General features: G+C 63.5%; 1 protein-coding gene. It reads right to left on the reverse strand.

Annotation, left to right across the window (positions count from 1 at the left end):
* Positions 1-96: 96 nt before the first annotated feature.
* Positions 97-16,977 (reverse strand): non-ribosomal peptide synthetase, encoded by a 16,881-nt coding sequence (locus CFter6_RS01375; protein WP_061538427.1) that lies wholly within the window; start codon positions 16,975-16,977, stop codon positions 97-99.
* Positions 16,978-17,179 lie beyond the last annotated feature (202 nt).

Genomic DNA, 17,179 nt, shown 5'->3' on the forward strand with positions numbered 1-17,179 from the left:
AGACGCGTTTCAAGAAATAGTCGCTGTCTAATTGCCATCTTTTTTCCGCAGGGAAACCGCCGGCAGCGTCGGCGGTTTCTCCCTCGCATTCCTGCTTCAGGGCTGGAGCGACGCCAATTCCCCTTCCAGCCTGGCGGGTTGCAACGCCGTATTCAAGGCATGCGCAAACACCTCGATGTGCGGCGAAATCATCATCGACTGATGCGTACCCGGCACCGGCACCAGGCGCAACAGCATTTCCGGCACCACTGCGCCCCAGCCGCGCAAAGGTTCGTTGACGGTGTCGCCCACGGCGCTGTAGAAATGCACCGGAACGCCGATCGGCTGCGCTGCGTAGTCGCCGTAGGCGCGGATGATGGTGCGGCTGTTCTCCATCAGCTGCAGCAAGCCCTGCAAGGAAAAACCGGCCGGGAACAAGCCGTTGCGCCTGGCCATCTGCAGCAGGGTAGGGACATCGATATCCGGCGCCGCCGCCTTCAGTTTTTCCATCGCCGCTTTCAGCACCGGATCGTTGCCGGCGGCCGCTTCCAGCAGCGTCAGCATCAGCTGCTTGTCGCCCAGCTTCCATTCGCGTTCGTCATCGTCGCCGATTGAGCAGTGACTGTCGAACAGCCCGACAAACTCCACATCCTGGCCTTGGTTGATGAATTGCTGCGCAACTTCATAGGCCAGCGCGCCGCCGAACGACCAGCCGCCTAGCCGGTAAGGCCCGCTCGGCTGCACCGCCCGCACCAGCCCCAGCATGCGCGCCGCCATGCTTTGCACGGTCGACAGCTGCGGCTGATCCAGCGGCACGGGCGGCAGGCCGTATACCGGGATGTCGGGGTTGATATGGGTCGCCAGCATGTGCGCATAAATCAGCAAGCCGGAACCTTCGTGCATCAGGAACAAGGGACGCTGGCGGCCGCCGGCGCGGATCAGCACGGCGGCATTCTCCGTTTCCAGCGGATTCAGCTGCGCGATATGCTCGGCCAGCCCGGCGATAGTCGGATACGTAAACACATCGCTGGCTGAAATCCGCACGCCTTTTTGCTTGAGCATGGTCACTACTTGCAGAATCGACAGGGAATGCCCGCCCAGCGAGAAGAAATTGTCGTGACGGCCGACGCGCTCGATCTGCAGAAGCTCCGACCAGATCCCGGCCAGGACAGTTTCGATTTCCCCTTCCGGCGCCACATAACCGCCAACCGCATAAGCATCCGCCGCAGGCGCCGGCAGGTGCTTGCGGTCCAGTTTGCCGTTCGGCGTCAGCGGCAGAGCGGCCAGCATGACATACGCCGCCGGCACCATGTACTCAGGCATGTTGACGCTCAAATAAGAGCGCAAGGTTTCGGCGCCAGCTTCTTCCGCATCGGCATTTTCATTGGCGACAATATAGGCAACCAGGCGCTTATCGCCGGGATTGTCCTCGCGCGCAATCACTACTGCCTCGCGCACCGCCGGATGCGACGCCAGCTTTGCTTCGATCTCGCCCAGCTCGATGCGGAAGCCGCGGATCTTGACCTGGAAGTCATTGCGGCCCAGGTGCACCAGGTTACCGTCGACCTGCCAGCGCGCCAGGTCGCCGGTGCGGTACAGCAGCGCGCCAGGCCGCCCGGAGAAGCGGTCTGGAATGAACCTTTCTTCTGTCAGCTCGGCCCGGTTCAGGTAGCCGCATGCGACGCCGGCGCCGCCGATATATATTTCGCCGGTCACGCCGACCGGCACCGGTTCGCCGTGGGTGTCCAGCAGGTACACCTGGGTATTGGCGATCGGCCGGCCTATCGGTATGGTCGCCTGGGCAGGGTCGACCGCCGCGATTTCGTAGGTGGTTGCGTAGGTGGTGGTTTCGGTCGGTCCGTAGCAGTGGATCAGGTGCTCGGGTTTGCCGGCTTCCAGCACGCGCGCAAAAGCCGCCGGATCGCAGCGCTCGCCGCCGGTCAGCAGGTAGCGCAGCTTGCCGAATGCCTCCGGCACGATTGTCGCGCATTGGTTAAACACGGCCGTGGTGATGAACAGTGTGGTGACGCCTTGCCGGTCCAGCGCATCGGCGAAACGCAGCGGATCGAGGAATACATCCTTGTCGATCACGACGACGCGTCCACCGTTGAGCAAGGCGCCCCAGATTTCCATGGTCGAGGCGTCGAAGGCAGGATTGGCGGCGAAGGCGATGCGGTCGCTGGCGTCGAATGCGGCATAGCCGTTCTCCAGCACCAGGCGCTTGATGCCGCGCTGGGGCACCATCACTCCCTTGGGCTGTCCGGTCGAGCCTGAGGTATACATGATGTAGGCGATTGCTTCGTCGTCGCCGGCAGGTTCCAGATTGTCCATGCCATATGCCGCTCCTGCGGAGTCGTCCAGGTTGATCCTGGTGAGCGCCGCCAGCGCCGGCCAGCTGGCGCCGGCCAGGGCCAGCACTAAGCCGGCGCCGCTGTCGCCTGCCATGAAGACCTTGCGCTCGTCGGGCAAGGCCGGATCTATCGGCACATAGGCTGCGCCGCACTTGAGAATCGCCAGCTCGGCGATGATCAGCTGCGACGAACGGTCAAGATGCAAGACCACCCGGTCGCCCGGCCTGACGCCCAGATTGAGCAGATGGTGCGCCAACTGGTTGGCGCGGCGGTTGAGCTCGGCGTAACTCAGCTGCTCGACGCCATGCACTATTGCCACCGCTTGCGGGGTCCGCGCCGCCTGCGCTTCGAACAGCTGGGGCAGCGCTGCCTGCGGGTTGTGGGTCTCGGTTGCATTCCACGTGGTTATTATCCGGCGGCGTTCGTCGGCGCTCAGGATCGCCAGGCGTGCGATTTGCTGCGTATCGTCTTCAACCATTGCTGCCAGCAGGCGCTGCCAATATCCCAGGTAACGCTCCACGGTGCTGCGTTCAAACAATGCCGTGGCATATTCCAGGACACCGGCAATCGTATCGCCCGATTCGCCCAGCGACAAGGTCAGGTCGAATTTTGCCGTCACCTGCTTGAACGGCAGCTGCGTCAATTCCAGGCCGTCCAGGCTGAGCCTGCCTTGCGGCGCGCTCTGCCAGGCGAACATGACCTGGAACAAGGGACTATGCGCCATGCTGCGCACCGGGTGCGTATGCTCGACCACCTGTTCGAAAGGAATTTCCTGATGCTGCTGCGCTGCCAGCGATTGCTGCCTGACGTGGGCCAGCAGCGTTGCCACCGTTGCATGCTCAGGCAGGTGGACCCGCAGCGCCAGCGTGTTGACAAAGAAACCGATCAACCCTTCCACTTCCTGCTGGTTGCGGTTGGCGGTCGGCGTGCCGATGACAACATCGTCCTGTCCCGCCAGCCGGCCCAACAGCAAAGCCCAGCTGCTCAGCAGCGTCATGTGCAGGGTGGTGCCATGGCGCTGGCTCAGCGCCTTGAGTTTTTTTGCCAGCGCGCTATCCAGCACGGTGTCGACCCATGCGCCGGCATAGTCTTGCTGCGGCGGCCGCGGATGATCGGTCGGCAGTTCCAGCAAGGTCGGCGCGCCGGCCAGGCTTTCAGTCCAATAAGCCGTATGCTGTTCGAGTACCGTACCGCTCATCCAGCGGCGTTGCCATGCCGCGTAGTCCGGATATTGCACTGCCAGGGCGGGCAACGGATCGTGCTCTCCTTGCCGGTAGGCGTTATAGAGCGCGCTGATTTCATTGAGCAGCACGCCGATCGACCAGCCGTCCGAAACGATATGGTGCATCGTGATCAGCAGCGTGTGCTGGGTGCGCGTCTCCTGCAGCAGGCGGCCGCGGATCAGCGGTCCCCGGACCAGGTCGAACGGTGCAGTGGCTTCTTCAGCGAACAGGCGCTCCCGTTCGGCGTCGCGTTCGGGGTGGTGCCGCAAATCGTGTTCCAGCAGCTGGAAATGACTGACGTCTGCCGCCGCCACGTGTTGTACCGCGCCGTGGCCGGGCTGCGGGATGAAACTGGTGCGCAGCGCTTCGTGGCGGAACACCAGCCGCTCCAACGCCTGGACCAGGGCTACCCGGTCCAGTTCGCCGCGCAGCTGCAAGCCCAGCGGAACATGGTAAGCCTGGCGCACTTCGCCCATCTGCTCCAGGAACCACAAGCGCTGCTGCGCAAACGACAGCAGTTCCCGTTCGGCGCCGGCAGTCGCCGTCAGCGCCGGCCGGATGCTGGCGTCGCTGGCGGACAATGTTGCGGCAAAGCCGGAAAAAAACGGATGCATGAACAACGTGTTCAATGCCACTTCGACACCGAAGGCCTGCCTCAGGCGTGAAATCATCCGCACCGCCAGCAGCGAATGTCCGCCCAGGGAGAAGAAGTTATCGTGACGGCCGATGCGTTCGACCTGCAGCAGCTCCGCCCAGATTGCCGCCAGGGCGGTTTCGGTTTCTCCTTCCGGCGCGGCATAGGCGCCGGCGGCGTAGGCATCGCCGTCCGGGGCTGGCAGGTTCTTGCGGTCGAGCTTGCCGTTCGGCGTCAATGGCAGCGCCGCCAGCGTGACATACGCTGCCGGCACCATGTACTCGGGCATGCTGGCGCTCAAATGAGCACGCAGGGTCTCGGCATCGATTTCTTCATTGACGACAATGTAGGCTACCAGGCGTTTGTCGCCGGGAGTATCTTCGCGCGCAATCACCACCGCTTCGCGGATGGCCGGATGAGTAGCCAGTTGCGTTTCGATTTCACCCAGCTCAATACGGAAACCGCGGATCTTGACCTGGAAGTCGTTGCGTCCCAGGTAGACCAGGTTGCCGTCCGCCTGCCAACGGGCCAGGTCGCCGGTCTTGTACAGGCGCGCGCCGGGCAGCGGTGAAAAAGGATCGGGCACAAACCGCTGCTCGGTCAGTTCCGGCCGGTTCAGGTAGCCGCGCGCCACCTGCACGCCGCCGATGTGCAATTCGCCGGCTACGCCGACAGGCGCCGGTTCGCCCAAGGCATCGAGAATGTAGATGCTGGTATTGGCAACAGGTTTGCCGATAGGGATAGCAGTAGGGGTTTCTCCTGCGACGCAAGCCCAGGCGGTGACATCCACCGCAGCTTCGGTAGGGCCGTACAGGTTGTGCAGCTGGGCGCGCGGCAACAGTGCATGGAAACTGCGCACCAGCGATGCCGGCAACGCCTCGCCGCTGCACATGACGCGGACGATGCTGGCGCAGCCGGCCGCCTCGTCATGGGCGGCAAATACCTGCAGCATGGACGGCACGAAATGCAGCGTGGTGACGCCGGCCGTACGGATGACCTCGTTCAGGTAGCGCGGATCCTTGTGGCCGTCGGGTTTGGCCATCACCAGCTTTGCGCCCACCATCAGCGGCCAGAAAAATTCCCATACGGAGACGTCGAAGCTGAAAGGCGTTTTTTGCAGCACCACATCGTGCGGCTCCAGTCCGTAAGCCTGCTGCATCCACAGCATGCGGTTGACTACCCCGCAATGCTCGTTCATCACGCCCTTCGGTTTCCCGGTCGAGCCCGAGGTGTAGATCACGTACGCCAGGTCTGATGGCAGCAGATGGCTGCTGTCGGGATTGTGTTCCGGATAGGCATTCCAGCTTGGCGCTTGCAGGTCCAGCACCGGCAAGTTCGATGGAATCGTCGCCCTGACCTGTTGCCAGCCACCTGCGATGCCGGCCTGCGTCAACACCACGCGCGGGGCGCTGTCGGAGAGCATGTAGGCCAGGCGGTCTGCCGGATAAGCCGGATCCAGGGGTACATAGGCCGCACCCGCCTTCAGCACCGCCAGCAAGGCAACCACCATGGACAAGCTGCGTTCGGCGCAGATCGCCACCCGGTCGTCGGGCTGGACGCCCAGTTCGCGCAGGTAGTGCGCCAGCTGGTTGGCACGGCGGTTGAGGTCGGCATAGCTGAGCTGCTCGCTTCCCTGTTCCACCGCCACTGCTTGCGGTGTTCGCTCGGCCTGCGCTTCGCACAACTGATGCAGCAGGGATGCGCGCTCCGGATAAATCACTTCGGTTGCATTCCAGCCCGTCACCAGCTGCCGATGTTCGGCGGCGCCCAGCATCGGCAGGCGCGCTATCTGCTGTGCGTCGTCGGCGACCATGGCTTCCAGCAGGCGATGCCAGTAGCCAAGGTAACGCTCCACGGTCTTTGGTTCAAACAAGGCTGTCGCATATTCCAGCGATCCGGCAAGTTCATCGCCCGCTTCGCCCAGCGACAAGGTCAGGTCGAATTTTGCCGTTACCTGCCTGACTGCCAGCGGCGTCAATTCCAGGCCTGACAGTTGCAGCTTGCCTTGCGGTGCGTTTTGCCAGGAAAACATCACCTGGAACAGCGGGCTGTGCGCCATGCTGCGCACCGGACGGGCATGTTCCACTACCTGTTCGAACGGAACTTCCTGGTGTTGCTGCGCCGCCAGTGACTGCTGTTTGACATGCGCCAGCAGCGAGGCCACCGTTGCAGTCTGCGGCAGGTTGATGCGCAGCGCCAGCGTGTTGACGAAGAAACCGATCATGTGCTCGACTTCGTGCTGATTGCGGTTCGCCGCCGGCGTGCCGACGACGACGTCGTCCTGTCCTGCCAGCCGGCCCAGCAGCAGGGCCCAGCTGCTCAACAGCGTCATGTACAGGGTGCTGCCGTGACGCTGGCTCAAGGCTTTCAGTTTCCGCGTCAGCGTGGCGTCCAGCCTGGTCTCGATGCTGGCGCCGGCATAGTCTTGTTGCGGCGGACGCGGATAATCGGTCGGCAGTTCCAGCAAGGTAGGCGCGCCTGCCAGGCTCTGTTTCCAGTAGGCGGTTTGCTGTTCCAGCACCGCTCCGCTCATCCAGCGCCGTTGCCATGCGGCGTAATCGGGATATTGCACGGCCAGGGCCGGCAAGGGATCATGGCCGCCTTGCCGGTAAGCGTTGTAGAGCGCGCTGATTTCATCCAGCAGCAGGCCAGTCGACCAGCCGTCCGAAACGATGTGATGGGTGGTGATCAGAAGCGTGTGCTGCGTCCGCGTCTCTTGCAGCAGCAGGCCGCGGATAAGCGGATCCTGGGCCAGGTCGAAGGGTCTTGCCGCTTCTTCGGCAAGCAGGCGTTCCAGCTCTGCCTCGCGCTCCGGATGATGGCGCAAGTCGTGCTCCAGCAGCCGGAAATGACTGAGGCCTGCCGCCGCGACGCGCTGGATTGCGCCATGGCCTGCAGCGAGGTCTTCCCTGGCGACAAAACTGGTGCGCAGCGCTTCGTGGCGGAACACCAGCCGTTCCAGCGCCTGGACCAGGGCTACCCGGTCGAGTTCGCCGCGCAGCTGCAAGCCGAGCGGGATATGGTAGGCGTGGCTGACCCCGCCCATCTGTTCCAGGAACCACAAGCGTTGCTGGGCGAAGGAGAGCAATTCACGTTCAGCTTCGCTGGCTGCCGTCAGCGGCGGCCGGACGCTCTGGCCGCTGGCCAGCAGTTCCGCCGAAAAATCGAGCAGCACCGGATACGTAAACAATGTGCTGATCGCCACCTCGATATTGAAGGCTTGCCTGATGCGCGAAATCATCTGCACCGCCACTAGCGAATGGCCGCCCAAGGTGAAGAAATTATCGTGGCGGCCGATGCGTTCCACCCGCAGCAGCTGCGACCAGATCGCCGCCAGCGCAGTTTCCGACTCACCTTCCGGCGCCACATAACCGCTCGCCGCATAAGCTTCCGTTTCAGGTGCGGGCAAATGCTTGCGGTCCAGCTTGCCGTTGGCTGTCAGCGGCAGGGTCGCCAGCGCGACATACGCGGCCGGCACCATGTACTCGGGCATGCTGGCGCTCAAATGCGCACGCAAGGCTGTGGCATCGATCTCTTCGCCGGCTACCATATAGGCAACCAGGCGCTTGTCGCCGGGATTATCCTCGCGCACGATCACTACCGCCTCGCGCACCGACGGATGCGAGGCCAGCCTTGCTTCTATTTCGCCCAGTTCAATGCGGAAACCGCGGATCTTGACCTGGAAATCGTTGCGGCCCAGGTGCACCAGGTTGCCGTCGGCCTGCCAGCGCGCCAGGTCGCCGGTGCGATACAGCAGCGCCCCCGTGCGGCCGCTGAAACGGTCGGCAATGAAGCGCTCCGCCGTCAACTCGTCACGATTCAGGTAGCCGCGGGCGATGCCGGCGCCGCCGATATACATCTCTCCTGCCACGCCGACCGGCACCGGCTCGCCTAGCGCATCCAGCAGGTATACCTGGGTGCTGGCAATCGGCCGGCCTATCGGTATGGTCGCCTGCGCAGCATCGACCGCTGTCACTTCATACGTCGTCGCGTAAGCGGTCGCTTCGGTCGGCCCGTAGCAATGGATCAGGTGCCGCGGCCCGCCGGCTTCCAGCACGCGCGCAAACGCCGCCGGATCACAGCGTTCGCCGCCGGTCATCAGGAAGCGCAAGCGGCTGAGCGCCTCCGGCACGATCGCCGCGCATTGATTGAACACCGCCGTCGTCAGGAACAGCGTGGTGATGCCTTGCTGCTCGAGTGCGCCGGCAAGATGCAGCGGGTCCAGGAATACTTCCTTGTCGATCACCACGATCCGACCGCCATTCAGCAGGGCACCCCAGATTTCCACGGTCGAAGCGTCGAAAGCCGGATTGGCGGCGAAGGCGATGCGGTCGCTGGCGTCGAATGCGGCGTAGCCGTTCTCCAGCACCAGGCGCTTGATGCCGCGCTGGGGCACCAGCACGCCTTTCGGCTGGCCGGTGGAACCCGAGGTGTACATGATGTAGGCAATCGTCTCGTCGTCGCCGCCCGGCGTCAGGTTGTCGGCGGCATAAGTGCTGGCTGCGATCTGGTCCAGGTTGATGCGAGTCAGCCCGGCTTGCTCCGGCCAGCGGCTGCCGCTGAGCGTCAGCAATACGCTGGCGCTGCTGTCGTTTGCCATGAAAATCTTGCGTTCTTCGGGCAAGCTGGCGTCTATCGGCAGATAGGCGGCGCCGCACTTGAGCACCGCCAGCATCGCCACAATCAGCGGCAAGGAGCGCTCAAGCTGTAGCACCACGCGGTCGTTGCGCTTGACGCCCAGTTGCCGCAGATGATGCGCCAGCTGGTTGGCCTGGCGATTGAGTTCGGCATAACTCAGCTGCGCCGGCCCATGCACCACTGCCACTGCCTGCGGCGCCTTTGCCGCCTGCGCCTCGAACAACTGCGCCAGCAGTTGGTCGGGATGCTGCGCCTGGGTTGCGTTCCATTTGCTGACGACCTGATGGCGCTCTTCTGTCGGCATGACGTCGATGCTGTTGACGGCGCGTTCCGGCGCCTCCTCCAGGGCCGTTACCAGTCCTTCCAGCGCGGTCGCCATGAAACCGCACACGCGCTGCGCGCCGACGGTGGGCGTTACCTGCGCGGTCAGCGCGAAATCTGATCCCAGGTCGTCGATCGACAGGCTCAAGGGATAGTTGCTGCGTTCTTCGCCCGAGATCTGGGTGATGCCCTGCCAGATCGCCTGCTCGGCTGGGGAAGTTTCGCCCAATACGCTGTGACGGTAGTTGAGCAAGGCCGAGAACAAGGGCTGCGGCGCGGCTATCGCACTGGCGCGCTGGGCCAGTGCCAGCGAAGCATGCTCGTGTTCCATCAGCTGCGCCAGCAAGGCGTGCGCATGCCGCACGCTGGCTGCCGCTCCCTGCGTATCGATGTTGAGCCGCAGCGGCAGCGTATTGACCAGCAAGCCCATCATGCGGTCGGCGCCTTCGCCGCCCTGCATGCGGCCGAACAGCACGGTGCCGAACACCACATCGCTGCGGTTGGCGACCCGCGCCAGCACCTGCGCCCACGCCAGGTGGCACAGGCTGGCCGTGCTCACGCCCAGCTGCCGCGCCTGCTGGCGCAAGCGCCGTGACAGTCCCGCACTGAGGCGTACATGGCCTTCTTCCAGGCCGCCGCCATCTCCGTGCACTTCCAGCAAACCGAACGGCGCGGTCGGTTCATCGACATCGCCCAGCATCTGGCGGAAGAAGGTTTCATGCACCTCGGTATTTCCGCCCAGCCTGGCTTGCGCCACATAATTGCGGAATTGCAGCGGGACCGGCAGCTGCGTTTCCTGTCCCTGCAGATGGGCTGCGATCTCGGCGTGGACCACTTCCAGGGTAGTGTGGTCGCTCACCAGATGATGCATCAAGGTCAGCAGCACCCACCGCCGCTGCACGGCATCGTAGGCGAAACTGGTCCGCATCAGGGGCGCTTGCGTCAGGTCGAGGCGGGTATGGCGCGGATCAAAACGTGCGCGCAGCTGGCGCGCGACGTCGCCGTCGGCCGGGTCGAGGATCAGCTCTTCCTGCACCAGCGGCGCCGTGCGCCAGACTACCTGCAGCGGCTCCGGTACGCCTTCCCAGACGATGGCGGTACGCAGCACGTCGTGCCGCTGTATCACGCCTTGCAAGGCAGCCAGGTACGCTTGCAGCCGTTCCCGGGTATCGAAACCGGTCAATCCCACCAGGAGGTAGGGATCGCCTTCCGTCGCCATCAGATGATGGAACAGGATGCCTTCCTGCAACGGCGCCAGCGGATAGATATCTTGCACATTGGCGGCGCCGCCCGGAACGTTGCCTACAACACTGGCAATTTCAACGCTGCTTAACGTCACCATCGGCAGCATCTCCGGCGTAATGAGTTCGCACCCGTCCGGGATCAGGTTGGCAGGGACTTCGACCAGGCGGCTCTCTTCACCGATAGACGCCGCCAGCCCGGCCAGGGTCGGAGAGGAAAACAGGGCGCGTACTTCGGTTTGCAGACCTTGCTGGCGCATCTTTTCCATCAGGGTGACGGCCAGCAGCGAATGGCCGCCCAGCGAGAAGAAATTATCGTGGCGGCCGATGCGCTCTATCTGCAGCAGGGCCGACCAGATAGTCGCCAGCGCAATCTCTGTCTCGCCTTGCGGCGCCTCATAGCCGCTCACTGCGTAGGCATCGCTATCCGGCGCCGGCAGGTTCTTGCGGTCCAGCTTGCCGTTGGTCGTCAGCGGCAAGGCCTCCAGCGTGACATAGGCAGCCGGCACCATGTAGTCTGGAACGTTGAGGCTGAGGTGCGCACGCAGCGTTTCGGCATCGACTTCCTGATTGATGACAATGTAGGCCACCAGGCGCTTGTCGCCGGGGCTGTCTTCACGCGCAATCACCACCGCTTCGCGGATCGCCGGATGGCTTGCCAGCTGAGTTTCGATTTCGCCCAGCTCGATGCGGAAACCGCGGATCTTGACCTGGAAGTCGTTGCGTCCCAGGTAGACTAGACTGCCGTCAGCCTGCCAGCGGGCCAGGTCGCCGGTCTTGTACAGGCGTGCATCCGGCTCTTGCGAGAACGGATCGGGAATGAAACGCTGCTCGGTCAGTTCCGGCCGGTTCAGGTAACCGCGCGCGACACCGGCGCCGCCGATGTACAGCTCGCCCGGCACGCCTGTCGGCGCAGGTTCGCCCTGGGCATCCAGCAGATACACGGTGAGATCCGGTATGCGCACGCCGATCGGGCTTACGCCGCCGCGTGCGGTATCGGCTGCTTCGATCGGCTGGTAAGTGACGTGCACCGTGGTTTCCGTAATTCCGTACATATTGATCAGCTGCGTGGCGCAACCCTGGTTCTGGGCGTACCACGGGGCCAGGGTGGCCGGTTCCAGCGCTTCGCCGCCGAAAATGACATGCCGCAGCTGATGCGTTTTGGTGCTGCCGCCCTGGGCCGCGATCAGCTGGCGGAAGGCGCTTGGCGTCTGGTTAAGGATGGTCACCTTCTCGCGGCATAACAGGCGGTAGAAATCTTCCGCCGAACGCGCGGTTTCCAGCGGCACCACTACCAGGCGGCCGCCATGCAGCAGCGCGCCCCAGATCTCCCATACCGAGAAATCGAAGGCAAACGAGTGGAACAGGCTCCAGACATCTTCTGCGCCAAAATGGAACCAGGCGTCGGTTGCCGCAAACAGGCGCGTCACGTTGCGATGTTCTACCATCACTCCCTTTGGCGTACCGGTCGAGCCCGAGGTGTAGATCACGTACGCCATGTCTGACGGGGCCAGGTGGCTGCTGTCCGGATTATGGTCAGGATAGGCATTCCAGGCTGGCGCCTGCAAGTCCAGCACTGGCAGGCCGGCGGCAATCGTTGCTCTCACTTGTTGCCAGCCGCCTTCGATCCCGGCCTGCGTCAACACCACCCGCGGCGCGCTGTCGTTCAGCATGTGCGCCAGGCGGTCCGCCGGATACGCCGGATCCAGCGGCACATAGGCCGCACCCGCTTTCAGTACTGCCAGCAAGCCGATCACCATTGACAAGCCGCGCTCGACGCAGATTGCCACCCGGTCGTCCGGCTGCACACCCAGTTCACGCAGGTAATGCGCCAGCCGGTTGGCCTGGCGGTTGAGCTGGTCGTAGCTCAGCTGCTCGGCGCCGTGCACCACGGCCACTGCCTGCGGCGTTTTTGCTGCCTGCGCCTCAAACAGCTGCGGCAGCAATTGCCCCGGATAGCTGGGCTGGGCCGAATTCCAGCTGCTGACGATCTGATGGCGTTCTGTCGCCGGCAGCACGTCGATGCTGTCGAGGGCGCGTTCCGGTGTCGTTTCCAGCGCCGCCACCAGCCGTTCCAGTGCGGTCGCCATGAAACTGCACACGCGTTGTGCGCCGACCGCTGGCGTCACTTGTGCGGTCAAGGCGAAGCCAGATCCCAGGTCGTCGATCGACAGGCTCAAGGGATAGTTGCTGCGTTCTTCGCCCGAAATCCGGGTGATGCCTTCCCAGGCCGCCTGCTCGGCGGGTGTGGTCTGGCCCGGTGTGCTGTGACGGTAGTTGAGCAAGGCCGAGAACAGGGGTTGCGGAGCGGCTATCGCACTGGCGCGCTGGGCCAGCGCCAGTGACGCATGTTCGTGTTCCATCAATTCCACCAGCAAGGCATGGGTGCGCTGTACGCTTGCCGCCGCACCTTGCGCATCGATCTTGATACGCAACGGCAAGGTATTGATCAGCAGGCCCATCATGCGATCGGCGCCTTCGCCGCCTTGCATGCGGCCGAACAGCACGGTGCCGAACACCACGTCGCTGCGGTTGGCGACCCGTGCCAGCACCTGCGCCCACGCCAGGTGGCACAGGCTGGCTGCACTGACGCCTAGATGCCGCGCCTGCTGCCGCAGGCGTTGCGCCAGCGCGGCGTCGAGCTGCATATGACTTTCTTCCAGGCCACCGCCGTCGCCATGCACCTCCAGCAAACCGAACGGCGCTGTCGTTTCATCGACATCGCCCAGCATCTGGCGGAAGAAGGTTTCGTGTACTTCGGTGCCAGCGCCGAGCCGCGCTTGCGCCACATAATTGCGGAATTGCAGCGGCACCGGCAGCTGCGCCTCTTGCCCCTGCAAATATGCCGCGATTTCGGCGCGCACGACTTCCAGGGTGGTATGGTCGTTCACCAGGTGATGGATCAAGGTCAGCAGCACCCAGCGCCGCTGCACGGCATCGTAGGCGAAACTGGTCCGCATCAGGGGCGCTTGCGTCAGGTCGAGGCGGGTATGGCGCGGATCGAAACGTGCGCGCAACTGGTCCGCGACGTCGCCGTCCAGTATCAGCTCTTCCTGCACCAGCGGCGCCGTGCGCCAGACTACCTGCAGCGGTTCCGGCACTCCTTCCCAGACGATGGCGGTGCGCAGCACGTCGTGCCGCTGTATCACGGCTTGCAAGGCTGTCAGATAAGAATCGAGCCGAGCCCGTGTATCGAAACCGGTCAATCCTACCAGCAGGTAGGGATCGCCTTCCTTGGCCATCAGATGATGGAACAGGATGCCTTCCTGCAACGGCGCCAGCGGATAGATGTCTTGCACATTGGCGCTACCGCCCGGAACCTTGTCAACGACGCCGGCAATTTCGGCGCTGCTCAACGCCACCATCGGCAGCATCGCTGGCGTAACGAGTTCGCATCCGTCCGGGATCAGGCTGGCCGGCACTGCCACCAGGCGGCTTTCTGCGCCGATTGCCGCGGCCAGTCCAGCCAGGGTAGGGGCGGCAAACAGGGAACGTACTTCGGCTTGCAGGCCTTGCTGGCGCATCTTTTCCATCAGGGTGACGGCCAGTAGCGAATGGCCGCCCAGCGAGAAGAAATTATCGTGGCGGCCGATAAGTTCGATTTGCAGCAGTTCCGACCAGATCGCCGCCAGGGCAGTTTCGATTTCACCCTCTGGCGCGACATAAGCTCGTACGGCATAAGCATCGCCGTCAGGCGCCGGCAGGTTCTTGCGGTCCAGCTTGCCGTTTGGCGTCAATGGCAGCGCCGCCAGCGTGACATAGGCCGCCGGCACCATGTAGTCCGGCAGGTTGAGGCTGAGGTGAACACGCAGCGTTTCGGCTTCGATTTCCTGATTGACCACAATGTAGGCCACCAGGCGTTTGTCGCCGGGACTGTCTTCGCGTGCGATCACCACCGCTTCGCGGATGGCTGCATGGCTTGCCAGCTGGGTTTCGATTTCACCCAGCTCGATGCGGAAACCGCGGATCTTGACCTGGAAGTCGTTGCGTCCCAGGTAGGCCAGGTTGCCGTCCGCTTGCCAGCGCGCCAGGTCGCCGGTCTTGTACAGGCGTGCGCCGGGCGCCGATGAAAAGGGATCGGGCACAAAACGTTGTTCCGTCAGTTCGGCCTGGTTCAAATATCCGCGCGCCACGCCGGCGCCGCCGATGTGCAGCTCGCCCGCCACGCCAACCGGCACCGGCTGGCCCAGGCTGTCCAGCAGATATACCTGGGTGTTGGCAATCGGCCGGCCGATATGCAGGACCTCGTCCGCCGCCGTCAAGCGGCCGGAGGTGGCCACCACCGTGGCCTCGGTCGGGCCATAGTTGTTGACCAGCGAGAACGGCAAGCCTGCCTGCGGGGTGTGGCGCAAGCGATCGCCGCCGGTCAGCAAGTGGCGCAGGTGCGGGTTGCCGATACCGTTGCTCAGGGCATATTCGGCCATCGGTGTCGGCAGGAAGCTGACGTCCAGCGGCTGCTCGCGCCACCATGCCAGGATGGTGGCGGCATCGTCATCTTGCGGCAGCAGCAGCAGGGTGGCGCCGACGCTCAAGGTCGGCCAGATTTCCCACACCGCGGCATCGAATCCCAGCCGCGCTACGCAGGAAGTCCGATGACCTGACTGCACATCGAACGCGGCGTTATGCCAATGCACCAGGTTGCTCAGGTTCCGGTGTTCGATCATCACTCCTTTCGGCGTGCCGGTCGAGCCCGAGGTGTAGATCACATAGGCCAGGTGCGATGGCAAGAGCTGGCTGCGGTCCGGGTTGTGGTCCGGATAGGCATTCCAGGCCGGCGCCTGCAGGTCCAGCAGCGGCAAGCTGGCGGGGATTGTCGTGCGCACCTGCTGCCACTCGCCTTCGATCCCGGCCTGCGTCAACACCACCCGCGGCGCACTGTCATTCAGCATGTGCGCCAGCCGTTCCGCCGGATAAGCCGGATCCAGCGGCACATAGGCCGCACCCGCCTTCAGCACTGCCAGCAAGCCGACCACCATGGCTAGACCACGCTCGACGCAGATCGCCACCCGGTCGTCCGGCTGCACACCGAGCTCGCGCAGGTAATGCGCCAGCCGGTTGGCCTGGCGGTTGAGCTCGCCGTAGCTCAGCTGCTCAGCGCCGTGCACCACGGCCAATGCCTGCGGCGTGTTTGCCGCCTGTGCCTCGAACAGCTGCGGCAGCAAGGACGATGGATAATCCGCTTGCGTTGCATTCCAGGTCGTGACGATCTGATGGTGCTCCGCTGCAGCGAGCAGCGGCAGCCGGTCGATCGTGCAATCCGCGCCGCCGACGACGGCATCCATCAGCAAGGCCATGCGGCTTTGTATCCTGGCGACTTCATCGCGCGTGAAATGACGCGTGTTGTAATCGAACACTACCAGCACATCCTGGTCTCGATGGAAATCCCGCACCGACATCGCCAGCGGCGTCTGTTCGAAGCCATGGTCCAGCTTGATGCCGCTGGCCATGCCGTCGCCCATGGGGAAATCGGTACTGAATACTTCATAGGACAGCGAGACATCGAACAACTGGCGGTAGCCGTTTTGCACGACATTGTGGGCACGGTTGATTTCCACGATAGGAAAGCGCTGGTGGCGGTAGCAGCGGCGCAGTTCTTTTGCAACCGCCGCCATCGCGTGGCTGAACGGTTGCCGGCGGTCGAGCGCGATCGCCACCGGAATGATCGACGAGAACATGCCGAATGTATTTTTTTCGCGAGCGTTGCTGCGGTTATGGATAGGCACGCCGATGACGACTTCGTCCAGGTCGTTGGCGCGCGCGAAATAAACGCTGGTCAGGGCTAGCATGAAATCCGAGGCGGAAAAACCAAGGGCCGCCGCAAACGCTGTCATCTTCTCGAACAGCGCACGCTCGATGGACCAGTAGACCTGCTCGCTGGGAGCCAGTGTCTTTGCCGACAGCGCGCTGTCGCCGGCGACCAGCCGCGCCGGCAGCTGGGTGAAACGCTGGCGCCAGAATTCCTTGTCGAGCGCAAACCGGGCGGAGGAAAAATAATCCTGGTCCTTGGCGATGAAGTCCAGGTAGGAGGGCGCCGCTTCAGCCACTGTCGTGTCCAGTCCGAGCAGCCGGTTGTAGCTGCTGGCGATGCTGGCGAAACTCTGCGAGGTGCTGATGCCGTCGGCGACCAGGTGGTGGTAGCACAGCAGCCAGTAATAGCCTGCAGGACTCACGCGTATCAGTTCCATCTTCCACAGCGGCCCGCCGTGCAGGTCGAACGGTTGCTTGAACACCTGTTCCATGCGCTGCCGGGCGTGCTGGTCGCCATCGGCTTCGGCGGAAAAATCCAGTACCGGCAAGACAAAATCCACTGACGGCAACACCTGTTGCCGTGCCACGCCGCCGGCTTTGTGCAGCACCAGTCGGGCGGCATCGTTTTCCATCGCGAAATGGCGTATCGCTTGCTGCAGCACGAGCGGGTCGATGGCGGCGTCGATTTTTGCCGCCAGGCCGATGTTGTAGTAAGGGATGTCCGGATTGAGCATCTGGTCCAGCCAGACCACTTGCTGTACGGAAGAAAGTTCATGGATGGACGCTTGGGCGTCGTTGGCCAGCGCGTCTGGTGCTGCAGATATTTCAACCGGATTCGACATAAAAACCTCTAGGCAGTGTTTTGACAACAATCGAAAAATAAGCAAGCGCTCTGGGTCCCCCCGGGCCGCCGCATGCCACGGCTATATGGATGGCCGACGTCGATTCCCGGGGTGAAGCAGGGTCTTAAGGGATGCTGCTGGAGGCGGTTGCCTCAGTGGCGAGAGAGCATGGACAAAGCTGCTGAAGGGTGAGCGCGCGCAT

This window comes from Collimonas fungivorans (assembly GCF_001584145.1).
Classification (GTDB): Bacteria; Pseudomonadota; Gammaproteobacteria; order Burkholderiales; family Burkholderiaceae_D; genus Collimonas; species Collimonas fungivorans.